This is a genomic window from Pseudoalteromonas sp. NGC95, from assembly GCF_015864705.1.
GTDB classification, from domain to species: Bacteria; Pseudomonadota; Gammaproteobacteria; order Enterobacterales; family Alteromonadaceae; genus Pseudoalteromonas; species Pseudoalteromonas arctica.
In genome coordinates this window covers 1-12,168 of record NZ_JADYWR010000034.1, presented here as the reverse complement: position 1 = coordinate 12,168, position 12,168 = coordinate 1, and the positions used below count along the sequence as shown (strand labels likewise).

The window sequence follows — 12,168 nt, the reverse complement described above, 5'->3', positions numbered from 1 at the left end:
CTATTCTTAATGGTGCGTTTTATTATTATCTTCTAGTTCTTCTATTTGGTGTTGAATAATCTCTATTGCAGGATCGTCCGGACACTCATCGACAAAAAACTGTAAATCATCACGTGCCATTTTAGGGCAACCGAGCTGATTTAATAAGTAACCTCTGTCGCGTCTCTCATACGGGTCGTCGCCTATTAGCTCCATTAGCATCTCTACACAGGTCAAAGCATGACCAAATTTGTTTTCGCTAATGAAAGACCATTTTTGCTGAGCTAAAAATAGCTTATATACTTCGTCATCAAAAATTAACTCTAAAGGCTCTTGTTCTTGCCCATCATCTTCATCTGCGTTTTCAGGGATGATATACCAGCTTTGTTGCCCGCTGCTTGGCTCAATTATGTAGCCCTCTTCATCACTTATCGCCACATGAACACCAACATCACCCAGCGTAAGACTAAGATTTGCATCAAAGTTAGCTTGTTGTAAAAAGTGACAAAGTATAATTGCAAGCGTTGTTGGTGAGCCACTACGCATAGAAAGCGTATAGCTTAATGTATTTAATTTGTATTCTGGCACTTTTAAGCCTGAGGCACTAAATAGCCAATCGCTGTAAAACATATCTAATAATTTTTCGAAGCGATCGTGCTCATCACTCACTTTTAAACACAGCGCTGAAATTTGCTGTTCAAAGTCAGTTAAAGTTTCATAACATGGTGTTAAATCTATCTGAGGGTCCCATTTTGACTCTGCTTTAATACAGCGGTAAATCGCTGGAGGTGTAAATTCATCGTAAGCATCATCAAGATAAGATTCATCGTGTTCGTCAAACCCGAGGGTAGTCATTAATACTGCAACATTTTAGAAAACGAAGGCGTAGTTTACCTAACTTTAAAGCTATATACCAATATAGAGATGTTTTTGAATATTTTCTGAGAGGGAGTCGTATTTGAGCTTTATAAAACAGCTATAAAGCTCAAATAGTCAGGTATTACTTAAAGCAAAAAAGCTGATTTAGACGTCGCTAAATAACCTATCGCTAAAATAACAGCAGTGTTAACTAAAACGTAAGCAACTTTAGCCGTCATTTTAGTTTGTCTGGCGCTTTTAGCCCCAATACCAATATATATAACCACTAAAACTATTTTTTCTAATAGCCAATATTGTTCAAACGGGTTAATTTTGGCCATAAATATAAGCGTAAGTGCAGACACTAATAACAAAGTATCTATACTATGACTACCAATCATTACCGCTTTATTTTTTGCTAATTTACCACTGCCCATTCGCGAAAATGCGCGAACATAAAATAAAATCACACTCAACATCGCAATTGCCATGTGTGAATGCTTTACTGCTAAATAATCCATATGCCCCTGTACTTCTGTTTTATAAAAATTTAATCAGGAAAACGGTTAAGAACCGCTTCTAACTCATCAAGCTTCTCGTTAAATACTTCAACCAATTTTGGTTCAAAGTGTGTGCCTTTTTGAGCGTTAATTTCATCAACTACGTTTTGCAGTGTCCAAGGTTCTTTATAGCATCGTTTATGGCGAAGTGCATCGTATACATCAGCAAGTGCAACTATACGACCAAATACATTAATTGCGTTTCCGCTTAAACCTTGTGGGTAACCAGAGCCATCCCATTTTTCATGATGCTCTTTTGCAATAATTGCGCCTGCACTAACAATCTCATGCGGCGAGTCTTTTAAAATAGTATAGCCTTTATCAGTATGGGTTTTCATCACTTCCCATTCTTGGGCGTCTAACTTTGCTGGTTTATTTAATACCGCATCAGGAATGCCCACTTTGCCTACATCATGAAGAGGCGACGCCAACCTTACTAAATCAGCATCATGCTTAGATAAGCCATACCCTTGTGCCAATATATGACAAATATGTGCTACACGCTTAACATGATTACCCGTTTCTGTTGAGCGTTGCTCTACCGCTTCACTTAACCTGTAAACAAGCTCTTGTTGCGTTGCTTCTATCTCAGACTGAAGTTGTACATTTTCAAACGCAAGTTGCACGTTTTGAGAAAAAATCTTAATTAAATGGCGCTGAGTATCCGTTAAATCCTTTGGAATACCTGATATAAATAGCATCGAATTATGATTGTACTCACTGCTACAATACGCAAATAAGTAGTTATCTTTATAAATAATGCTTTTTTCATTAAGCGCCTGATGACATGCACTTAACTGTTCAGCTTGTAATACCTCATCGAGCTCTTTACCTTCACTTTTTTCAAAGTCACCCGTACCCGAGCAAACAATTAATTTTTTATTATTTTGTGCTTCAGGATTTTGCGCAACTAAAGTAGTTGCATACATAGCTTGATCAGCAATACCGAGTAAAGAAGTTAACTGCTGCATAACGCCTTCAATAAAGTGCTCTATTGAATGCGCAGAAAAAATATCACGGGACGCTATAATTATTTTCTCAAGCCCCTCGCGTGACTGCTCAATCGAAATAATATCCCGATACGAACGCAGGCTCGACATAATAACAGTAAATAACTTTTGAGCCGTTAGCTCTGTTTTAGATTTGTAATCGTTAATATCATAATTAATAATTACTTGTCGTTCAGGTGCTTGACCAGGTTGACCCGTTCTTAAAATAATTCGAATATGATTATTTTTAGCTTCTTCACGAATAAACTTAGCAACTTGCAAACCGGCATCATCGGTCTCCATTACTACATCAAGTAGTACAATGGCTGCATCTGGATGCTCTTTCACAAGCTCTTTTGCTTCAGCACCTGAGTACGCACTAATAAATTCTAAGCGTTTATTTTGAAACTCAAAATCACTCAACGCTAGTTTTGTAACAGCATGAACTTCAGGTTCATCATCAACGATTAATACTTTCCAGGTACCGAGTTCAATCTCATTGATTGCTTCTTCTGGCTCATCTGAAAATAAAAAATCACCCATCATAGTCGAAATTCCTTCATGGCATTATTTAACGCACTAGCAGGCAATTATTATTCTTTAGGGCCACTGTGCAAACGTTACACGGTCATTATCACCAAAGTCTTTCACTGTTTTAATATTCACAAATGCCATTTTTTTGAAAAAATGACGAACAGCTTCACCTTGCTCAAAACCGTGTTCTATTAAAAGATAGCCACTAGATAACAAATAGTCACGTGATTGTGTAATTATTTGTTTAATATCAGACATTCCACAATCATCAGCTACTAATGCCGACAAAGGCTCAAAGCGCACATCGCCCTGATTTAAATGTATATCACTGCTTTCAATATAAGGTGGGTTAGTGACAATTAGGTTGAATTTCTCACCATGTAACTCGCTAAACCAGTTGCTTTGCTTAACGTGTACATTATTAATTGCCAATCGCTGCTGGTTACGTGTAGCCAGTGCAACTGCATCGCTTACTCTATCTACTGCAATAATTTGCCAATTAGGCATTTCACTACCCAATGCCAGCGCTATTGCACCAGTACCCGTGCCTAAATCAAGCACTTTAGCTGTAGCAGGTACAGCCACTTCAAGTGCTTGTTCTACTAACGTTTCGGTATCTGGTCGAGGTATTAAAGTTGTTGCGTTAACTTCAAGCGATAAGCTCCAAAATTCACGTTGCCCCGTAATATGTGCAACAGGTTCACCGTTTAAACGTCTTTGGCAAAAGGTATTAAATTGCTGTTGTTGTTCGGCATTAAGCGCATGCTCTGGCCAAGTAAAAAGGTAACTGTGAGGTTTTTGAAGAATATGTAGAAGTAAAACTTGTGCGTCTAATTTAGCACTTTCGCTGCTAGGTGCTAATAAATTAGCGCCTGCAGCAATAGCTTGTTCAAGAGTTTGGCTCACGATTACTCGTCGCCCATAGCCGCTAATAAGTCAGCTTGATGTTCTTGCATTAATGGGTCAATAACGCAGCTTAAATCACCCGCTACCACTTCATTCAAACGATAAAGTGTTAAGTTAATACGGTGATCGGTAATACGACCTTGTGGGTAGTTATAAGTACGGATACGTTCAGAACGATCGCCACTACCTACTAAGTCACGACGTTCAGATGCTTCTGCCGCATGGCGCTTTTCATCTTCAGCCTGTTGCAAACGTGCTGCAAGTACTGACATCGCTTTAGCACGGTTTTTATGCTGTGAACGCTGATCCTGACACTCAACAACAACACCGGTAGGTATATGTGTAAGTCGAATAGCAGAATCTGTTTTATTAACGTGCTGACCACCTGCGCCTGATGCACGAAATGTATCAACTTTTAAATCTGCGGTATTAATTTGTATCGCTTCGGCCTCTGGTACTTCCGCCATTACCGCAACAGTACATGCAGAGGTATGAACTCGCCCTTGTGACTCAGTTTCTGGCACACGTTGTACGCGGTGTACACCTGATTCAAACTTTAATTGACCGTAAACGCCTTCGCCACTAATATTTGCAATAACTTCTTTGTAGCCACCGTGCTCACCTTCATTGGTGCTCACAACTTCTACTTTCCATTTTTTAGTTTCTGCATAGCGGCTGTACATACGGAATAAGTCGCCAGCAAAAATAGCCGCTTCATCACCGCCTGTTCCAGCGCGTACTTCAACAAACACGTTATTGTTATCTCGCGGATCTTTTGGCAACATTAATACTTGAATTTGATCTTCAATTACCAAAATTTGTGCTTTAGCTTCTTTATATTCTTCTTGCGCCATTTCACGCATTTCAGGGTCAGAATCTTTAAGCATTTCTTCTGCACTGGCTAAATCATCTTGCGTTTCTTTGTAAGTTAAAAACGTTTTTACAATCTCTTCAAGCTCAGAGTATTCTTTTGAAAGCCCACGAAAACGATTTTGATCACTAATGACCGACGGGTCGCTTAGTAGCGCTTGTACTTCTTCGTAACGCTCTACTAAGGTTTCTAATTTATTATAAACAGACTCTTTCATTTAACGGTTATTCCTGATCAATACCTAACATTTTTTTCAACTGGTTTAGCTGCGCCACTTCACCTTTTTTCGCTGCGTCTTGTATTGCACGGGTAGGCGCGTGCATTAAGCGATTGGTTAATTTATTGGCGAGCTCTAATATAATTTTTTCTGCATCTTTACCTGTATTTAGCTGACTAACAGCACGCTCTACAAGTTCTGACTTAATTGTTTGTACATCATTTCGATAATGGCGGATTAAATCTACCGAATCGAGTGAGCGCATCCACATTGCAAATTCTTTGGTGCGTTCAGTAATAATTATTTGCGCTTGCTGTGCAGCTTGCTCACGCGCTGCCATATTCTCGCTTACAATGGTTTGTAAGTCATCAACGGAATATAAATAGGCAGCATCTAGCTCACCTACTTGGCTTTCTATGTCGCGCGGAACCGCAATATCTATAAATAGCATAGGCTTGTGACGGCGCTGCTTAAGCGCTTGCTCAACCACCCCTTTACCAATAATAGGTAAAGTACTGGCGGTAGAACTAATGACTATATCGGCTTCATGTAAACGTTCTGGTAACTGTGCAAGTGCGATAACATCTGCCGACACTTCATCAGCAAGACTGCGAGCACGTTCAATTGTTCTATTCGCGACCGTTATTTTTTTAGGCTCATTTTGATATAAATGTTTAGCAACCAGTTCAATGGTTTCACCAGCACCAATCAATAGCACATTGGTTTGATCAAGCTTGCCATAAATATGTTTTGCTAAGTTAACAGCCGCAAATGCAACCGACACGGCACTTGCGCCTATATTTGTTTCAGTGCGAACTTGTTTTGCTACCGAAAAGGTTTTTTGAAACAACCTATCAAAAGTAACCCCTATTGCATCGTGGGTTTTAGCACTAAAAAACGATTGCTTTATTTGCCCTAAAATTTGCGGCTCGCCTAATACAAGAGAATCCAACCCACACGCTACGCGCATTAAGTGGTTAATGGCGTCATTACCTTCATGGCAGTATATATTGCTGCTCAGTTCATGTTCATCCAAACCATGGAAACTGGCAAGCCACGTTAACAGTGTTTGGGAATTTTGCTGAGCGAGGCTACAATAGATCTCGGTTCGATTACAGGTAGACACAATAACCGCTTCATTAAAGTCGGCATGGCCACTTAATTGTTGCAACGCCTCTGAAATTTGCTCAGGCGAAAAAGCCACTTTTTCACGTAATTCTACGGATGCGGTTTTGTGATTTATACCTAGTGCTATTATGGTCATATTTGCCAAATATTGCTGAGCCCTACTTCAAAGGCGGTAATTTTACCAAAAATCAGCGGAATATGGAAAGTAAGGAACAACATTTGATTCGACAATATTTGATTTTATTCATGTTTTTTTTATTATTAGGTGGCTGTGCCCATCAAATTGATACAAAAACAACACTTTATGATGATTGGAAGCCACGTTTAGCTGCTCAAAAAACTTGGCAGGTCGAGGGTAAACTCGCGTTTATAAGCCCAGAAGAGCGTCAATCTGCAAACTTAAATTGGCAGCAAACAACAAATTCCAATAATTTAATACTGACTACTTTTATTGGTACGCGCATTTTGTCGCTTAAACAAACAGCAAATGGTGCTGAATTAGAGTTTGACGGCGATGAGTACTTTGATACTAATGCTGCAGAGCTTTTAAAGCGTTTAACGGGTTTTACGCTCCCTGTTGATAACGCCGATAACTGGCTTAAGGGCACCATTGACGATCAAAGTTTAGTCGTTGATGAACTAGGTCGTGCAAAGCAAGTATTATGGTTTGATAATACAGGCAAGAAATGGCAAATAGATTACGGCACTTACGTACAAAACGCAGGTTACTGGTTACCAACTAAACTGACGTTAAAGCATCAACAAATAAAAATAAAAATTCAACTCTACGATTGGCAGTTTAAATAAGTATGAATAACAAAACCTCTTTTTCACTTATTGCCCCGGCAAAACTCAATTTATTTTTACATATTAATGCTCGCCGAGAAGATGGCTATCATGAACTAGAAACCTTATTTACTTTTTTAAATTTTGGTGATGAGTTGCATTTTGAGCTAACAACAGACGGTGGTATTTCTGTCGGTGGTGATACTAAAGACATACCCCTAAATGATAATCTCATCTATAAAGCAGCTTTATTATTACAAACACACTGTAAAACCTCTTTGGGTGTAAAAATAAATTTAATTAAACGCTTACCGATGGGCGGAGGTGTTGGAGGTGGTTCATCCGACGCCGCAAGTACTTTATTAGCCCTAAATAAATTATGGAAATTAGAACTAAATTTAGAAATCCTAGCCCAATTAGGACTTAAATTAGGGGCTGATGTTCCGGTGTTCATACAAGGGCAAAGCGCCATAGCGCATGGTATTGGTGAGAAATTACACCAGGTAAAACTTGAACAAAAATGGTACTGCGTTGTACACCCAAACCAACATGTAAGTACCGCAAAAATATTTACACATCCAGATTTAAAACGCGACACACCAAAAATAATAGGCGATTGGAAACACCATACTTTAACCAACGATTGTGAGCCTTTAGTTAAAAAGCTTTGCCCCGAGGTTGAAAAAACCCTCCAGTGGTTGCTAAAATACGCACCGTCGAAGATGACCGGAACAGGTTCATGTTGTTTTGTCGAATTTGCTAGTCAAGTTCAAGCACAAGATGTACTTGAAAATCTCCCCCATACTTGGCAGGGTTTTGTGGCTTCAAGCGCAAATGTCTCACCTGCTCATACGGAGTTAACCGCCATATTCGATCAATGAAGTAACGTACAAGTAATCATAAGTTAACTCGCAGTGGTATTTATCATTGCTCGTTAGTCCAAATATTCAGTGCCTGAGGAACCCTACCGTGCCTGACATGAAGCTCTTCGCTGGTAACGCAACACCTGAGTTAGCTCAAAAAGTTGCAAAACGTTTATATATTGAATTAGGCGATGCTGTTGTTGGCCGTTTTAGCGACGGTGAGATCAGTGTTCAAATAAATGAAAATGTTCGTGGCTCGGACGTTTTTATCTTGCAATCAACCTGTGCCCCTACAAACGATAACCTAATGGAACTTATCGTTATGGTTGATGCTCTACGTCGTGCATCTGCAGGTCGTATTACTGCCGTCATTCCTTATTTTGGTTATGCGCGCCAAGACCGTCGTGTACGTTCTGCCCGTGTTCCAATTACCGCTAAAGTTGTTGCCGATTTCTTATCAAGCGTTGGTGTTGACCGTGTTCTTACGGTTGATTTACACGCTGAACAAATCCAAGGCTTCTTTGATGTACCAGTAGACAACGTATTTGGCAGCCCTGTATTACTTGAAGATATGAAAGAACGCGACTTTGAAGACGTCGTTGTTGTATCTCCAGATATTGGTGGTGTTGTACGCGCACGTGCAATTGCAAAACTACTAAACGATACCGATTTAGCAATCATTGATAAACGTCGCCCTCAAGCAAACGTTTCTCAAGTAATGCACATTATTGGTGACGTTGAAGGTCGTGATTGTATTATCGTAGATGATATGATTGATACCGGTGGTACGTTATGTAAAGCCGCAGAAGCACTTAAAGAACATGGCGCTAAACGCGTATTTGCATACGCAACGCACCCTATTCTTTCAGGTAAAGCAGCAGAAAACTTACGTGACTCGATGATTGACGAAGTAATTGTAACTGACTCAATTCCGCTATCTGACGAGCTTAAAGCCCTTGATAAAATTAAGGTACTTACGCTTGCTGACATGTTAGCAGAGACTATTCGTCGTATTAGTAACGAAGAATCTATCTCAGCGATGTTTGAACACTAAAATTAAACATTCCTGAGTATAAAAGCGCCTTTTGGCGCTTTTTTTGTAAGCGATGTTTATTTTGTCTGGGCGTGGTGGTATGATAGCGCGCCTTTTGGCTAGGGACCTTGGTCGCAAAGGCCCTACACATTTTAATAACTGGAGACATCATGTCTAACAAAACTTATACATATAACGCTGAACTTCGCGTAGAAACTGGTACTGGTGCGAGCCGCCGCCTACGTCGCGAAGACAAAGTTCCTGCAATCCTTTACGGAGCTGACAAAGAAGCTTTATCTCTTACTTTTGCTCATAAAGATATGATCAAAGCACAAGAAGACGAAGGTTTTTACACGCATATCCTTACGCTTAACGTAGATGGCGAAGCTGTTGAAGTAATCTTAAAAGATATCCAACGTCACCCATTCAAGCCTAAGCTTACTCACCTTGATTTCCAACGTGTAGATGCTACTCATAAATTTCAAACTAAAGTTCCTCTTCACTTCATCGGTGAAGATATTGTAACTAAAGCTGGCGCAACTGTTGTTCACCAGTTAACTGAAGTTGAAATTACGTGTCTTCCAAAAGCACTTCCAGAATTCATTGAAGTAGATGTTTCTAAGTTTGTTGTTGGCGATTCTGTTCATATTTCTGACCTTACTTTCCCTAAAGGCGTTAGCTCTGTAGATTTAGGTAAAGGCGAAGGCCATGATCAGTCTATCCTGACTATCAAAGCAAACAAAGCAGCTCCAGTTGAAGACGACGCTGCAGCAGCAGAATAATTTTTAAGGTCTCGCAACCTTGAATTCTATTCAAATGCTTGTGGGCCTGGCTAATCCAGGCCCCGAATACGCAAACACACGCCACAATGCAGGTGCTTGGTTCATCGAGCAAATCGCTGCACGCTACAACTGCACCCTAAAATACGATCCTAAATATCACGGCCTTACAGGCAAAGTGATCATTCAAGGCCAAGAATTCAAATTATTGATCCCCACTACTTACATGAATTTAAGTGGTAAAGCGGTCGGTAGTTTAGCTAATTTTTTCAAAATCCCTGTCGAGGACATTTTAGTTGCCCATGACGAATTGGATTTAGACCCAGGCGTTGCCAAGTTAAAAAAAGGCGGCGGGCATGGCGGTCATAATGGTTTAAAAGACATTATTGCAAAAATGGCAAATCAAAAAGACTTTATGCGCTTGCGCATTGGTGTAGGTCATCCGGGGCATCGTGAAATGGTTACTGGTTGGGTGCTTGGAAAAGCGGCCAAAGCAGACCAAGAAAAAATGGATGCTGCTGTTGATGAAGCAGTTCGTTGCATGGAAATACTTGCAAAAGATGGTGTGTTAAAAGCACAAAACAGACTACATTCGTTTAAACCCTAGTAACTTGGGTCCAAGTACACCGTTTAAACGAATTCTAAACAAGGTATCTTACTATGGGTTTTAAATGTGGCATCGTTGGCTTGCCTAACGTTGGTAAATCAACGCTTTTCAATGCACTAACTAAAGCGGGTATTGAAGCCGCTAACTTTCCTTTTTGTACCATTGAGCCTAATACAGGTGTGGTACCTGTGCCAGATCCTCGTCTAGACGAACTTGCTAAAATAGTTAATCCTCAACGAGTTCTTACCACCAGTATGGAATTTGTAGACATTGCAGGCTTAGTAAAAGGCGCATCTAAAGGTGAAGGCCTTGGTAACCAGTTTTTAGCTAACATTCGTGAAACCGATGCAATTGGCCACGTAGTTCGCTGTTTTGAAGATGAAAACATCATCCACGTAGCAGGCACTATTGACCCTGCTGACGATATTGACGTAATCAACACTGAGTTAGTACTTGCTGATATGGATAGCGCTGAAAAAGCCCTTTTCCGTAATTCAAAAAAAGCAAAAGGTGGCGATAAAGACGCTAAAGAGCAAAATGCTGTACTTGAAAAAGTAAAAGTGCATCTTGACGAAGGCTTAACTTTACGTGGTCTAGCACTAACTAAAGAAGAAAAAGCAGCAATCAGCTCTATTAACTTCTTAACAATTAAACCAACAATGTATATTGCAAACGTTGCTGAAGATGGTTTTGAAAATAACCCATACCTTGACCGCGTACGCGCTATTGCCGCAGCTGAAGATGCGATTGTTGTTCCTGTATGTGCCGCTATCGAGTCTGAGCTTTCAGAACTAGATGACGAAGACAAGCTAGAGTTTATGGCTGATCTTGGTCTAGAAGAGCCAGGTCTTAACCTTGTTATTCGTGGTGGTTATGAATTACTACAATTACAAACTTATTTCACAGCTGGCGTAAAAGAAGTACGCGCATGGACAATCCCTGTAGGTGCAACAGCACCACAAGCAGCGGGTAAAATCCATACCGACTTCGAGCGTGGCTTTATCCGTGCGCAAACTATTGCTTTTGACGACTTTGTTGCCTTTAAAGGTGAGAGTGGCGCAAAAGAAGCAGGTAAGATGCGTCAAGAAGGTAAAGAGTACATTGTTAAAGATGGCGATGTAATGAACTTCTTGTTCAACGTATAAGTACAAATTAAACCAATTTCACTTGGTAATAATTTTTAAAGGCTCGTTTTTACGAGCCTTTTTTGTATTTAAGCATTATAAAAATAATAATTAGCCTCAACTAGTCTATCTTTGTAATATCGCTTAATTAAAGAAGTACAGGGTTAATTAAGATTCCGCGCCTTAAAGGCAGCTAAAAAAACAGCATTTTTATTAAATTTTAGCCTGTTAGCTTAATTTTCCTGCAAACAAACACAGTTAAGTGTTTTTTTGCAAAAAAGGTGTTGACGAATTTGGGTCATATCAGCATAATACGCCCCGCACTCAGCGATGAAGTGCTAACAAAAAAAGATGGCTAAGTAGCTCAGCTGGTTAGAGCACATCACTCATAATGATGGGGTCACAGGTTCAAATCCCGTCTTAGCCACCATTATTTTTTTGTTGCTCAATGAAGAGTTTAAAATAACTACCTTGTGTGCGGGAGTGGCGGAATTGGTAGACGCGCTGGATTTAGGTTCCAGTATCTTAGGATGTGAGAGTTCAAGTCTCTCCTTCCGCACCATAATTCTTGATAAGAATTAAAACTATCAATTGTTATTGTTGGGATATCGCCAAGCGGTAAGGCACCAGGTTTTGATCCTGGCATTCCCAGGTTCAAATCCTGGTATCCCAGCCAACAATGGCTAAGTAGCTCAGCTGGTTAGAGCACATCACTCATAATGATGGGGTCACAGGTTCAAATCCCGTCTTAGCCACCATTTCTTCTTTTAGAAATGGCTCTGCAAGAGTTAAATTGCAGCTCAATGAAGAGTTTAAAATAACTACCTGTACTTTATTGTACAAACGATGCGGGAGTGGCGGAATTGGTAGACGCGCTGGATTTAGGTTCCAGTAACTTCGGTTGTGAGAGTTCAAGTCTCTCTTTCCGCACCAT

At 40.1% G+C, this 12,168-nt stretch carries 12 protein-coding genes and 5 tRNA genes; 11 read left to right on the top strand and 6 right to left on the bottom strand.

Translation table 11 applies throughout. From position 1 onward, the window contains the following. Positions 1–6: 6 nt before the first annotated feature. The 6 genes from I6E70_RS19385 to hemA all read right to left on the bottom strand — a co-directional run bounded on the left by I6E70_RS19385 (position 7) and on the right by hemA (position 6,178). Positions 7–834 (bottom strand): tetratricopeptide repeat protein, encoded by an 828-nt coding sequence (locus tag I6E70_RS19385; RefSeq protein WP_007583966.1) that lies wholly within the window; start codon positions 832–834, stop codon positions 7–9. A gap of 149 nt (positions 835–983) precedes the next feature. After that, positions 984–1,358 (bottom strand): SirB2 family protein, encoded by a 375-nt coding sequence (locus tag I6E70_RS19380; RefSeq protein ID WP_007583965.1) that lies wholly within the window; start codon positions 1,356–1,358, stop codon positions 984–986. A gap of 29 nt (positions 1,359–1,387) precedes the next feature. After that, positions 1,388–2,932, bottom strand: a complete 1,545-nt coding sequence (locus I6E70_RS19375; RefSeq protein WP_007583964.1) for a response regulator — start codon at positions 2,930–2,932, stop codon at positions 1,388–1,390. 54 nt (positions 2,933–2,986) lie between these two features. Beyond that, positions 2,987–3,826: a peptide chain release factor N(5)-glutamine methyltransferase gene (gene prmC, locus I6E70_RS19370; protein WP_010554719.1), complete on the bottom strand. Its 840-nt coding sequence runs from the start codon at positions 3,824–3,826 to the stop codon at positions 2,987–2,989. A 2-nt stretch (positions 3,827–3,828) separates the two neighbouring features. Next, positions 3,829–4,914, bottom strand: coding sequence for a peptide chain release factor 1 (prfA, locus tag I6E70_RS19365; RefSeq protein ID WP_007583962.1), 1,086 nt, complete (start codon positions 4,912–4,914; stop codon positions 3,829–3,831). Between the two features lie 7 nt (positions 4,915–4,921). Beyond that, positions 4,922–6,178, bottom strand: a complete 1,257-nt coding sequence (gene hemA, locus I6E70_RS19360) for a glutamyl-tRNA reductase (protein WP_010554718.1) — start codon at positions 6,176–6,178, stop codon at positions 4,922–4,924. Between the two features lie 83 nt (positions 6,179–6,261). On the opposite strand from hemA, the gene lolB reads away from it, so the two are divergent. The 11 genes from lolB to I6E70_RS19305 all read left to right on the top strand — a co-directional run bounded on the left by lolB (position 6,262) and on the right by I6E70_RS19305 (position 12,167). After that, positions 6,262–6,849: a lipoprotein insertase outer membrane protein LolB gene (gene lolB, locus I6E70_RS19355; RefSeq protein ID WP_101164113.1), complete on the top strand. Its 588-nt coding sequence runs from the start codon at positions 6,262–6,264 to the stop codon at positions 6,847–6,849. Between the two features lie 2 nt (positions 6,850–6,851). Further along, positions 6,852–7,709, top strand: a complete 858-nt coding sequence (gene ispE, locus I6E70_RS19350) for a 4-(cytidine 5'-diphospho)-2-C-methyl-D-erythritol kinase (protein WP_010554716.1) — start codon at positions 6,852–6,854, stop codon at positions 7,707–7,709. 88 nt (positions 7,710–7,797) lie between these two features. After that, on the top strand, positions 7,798–8,745 hold the full coding sequence (locus I6E70_RS19345) for a ribose-phosphate pyrophosphokinase (protein WP_007583957.1): 948 nt from the start codon (positions 7,798–7,800) through the stop codon (positions 8,743–8,745). Between the two features lie 149 nt (positions 8,746–8,894). Next, positions 8,895–9,506: a 50S ribosomal protein L25/general stress protein Ctc gene (locus I6E70_RS19340; RefSeq protein ID WP_008171830.1), complete on the top strand. Its 612-nt coding sequence runs from the start codon at positions 8,895–8,897 to the stop codon at positions 9,504–9,506. A gap of 19 nt (positions 9,507–9,525) precedes the next feature. Further along, positions 9,526–10,110 carry an aminoacyl-tRNA hydrolase gene (gene pth / locus I6E70_RS19335; RefSeq protein ID WP_007583954.1) on the top strand — a complete coding sequence of 195 codons (585 nt, stop codon included), beginning with the start codon at positions 9,526–9,528 and terminating at the stop codon, positions 10,108–10,110. A 53-nt stretch (positions 10,111–10,163) separates the two neighbouring features. Beyond that, positions 10,164–11,255: a redox-regulated ATPase YchF gene (gene ychF, locus I6E70_RS19330; RefSeq protein WP_007583951.1), complete on the top strand. Its 1,092-nt coding sequence runs from the start codon at positions 10,164–10,166 to the stop codon at positions 11,253–11,255. Positions 11,256–11,587: 332 nt separating this feature from the next. After that, positions 11,588–11,664: transfer RNA gene (locus I6E70_RS19325), tRNA-Met, on the top strand. 47 nt (positions 11,665–11,711) lie between these two features. Further along, positions 11,712–11,796, top strand: a tRNA-Leu gene (locus I6E70_RS19320). Between the two features lie 39 nt (positions 11,797–11,835). Continuing rightward, a tRNA-Gln gene (locus I6E70_RS19315) sits at positions 11,836–11,910 on the top strand. A 5-nt stretch (positions 11,911–11,915) separates the two neighbouring features. Then, positions 11,916–11,992: transfer RNA gene (locus I6E70_RS19310), tRNA-Met, on the top strand. Positions 11,993–12,082: 90 nt separating this feature from the next. After that, positions 12,083–12,167: transfer RNA gene (locus I6E70_RS19305), tRNA-Leu, on the top strand. Position 12,168 lies beyond the last annotated feature (1 nt).

Excerpts from the sequence above, each read along its gene's own strand:
- I6E70_RS19380 (WP_007583965.1), bottom strand. The coding sequence starts at position 1,358 with ATGGATTATTTAGCAGTAAAGCATTCACACATGGCAATTGCGATGTTG.
- prfA (WP_007583962.1), bottom strand. The coding sequence starts at position 4,914 with ATGAAAGAGTCTGTTTATAATAAATTAGAAACCTTAGTAGAGCGTTAC.
- I6E70_RS19340 (WP_008171830.1), top strand. The coding sequence starts at position 8,895 with ATGTCTAACAAAACTTATACATATAACGCTGAACTTCGCGTAGAAACT.
- ychF (WP_007583951.1), top strand. The coding sequence starts at position 10,164 with ATGGGTTTTAAATGTGGCATCGTTGGCTTGCCTAACGTTGGTAAATCA.
- I6E70_RS19375 (WP_007583964.1), bottom strand. The coding sequence starts at position 2,932 with ATGATGGGTGATTTTTTATTTTCAGATGAGCCAGAAGAAGCAATCAAT.
- hemA (WP_010554718.1), bottom strand. The coding sequence starts at position 6,178 with ATGACCATAATAGCACTAGGTATAAATCACAAAACCGCATCCGTAGAA.
- ispE (WP_010554716.1), top strand. The coding sequence starts at position 6,852 with ATGAATAACAAAACCTCTTTTTCACTTATTGCCCCGGCAAAACTCAAT.
- I6E70_RS19385 (WP_007583966.1), bottom strand. The coding sequence starts at position 834 with ATGACTACCCTCGGGTTTGACGAACACGATGAATCTTATCTTGATGAT.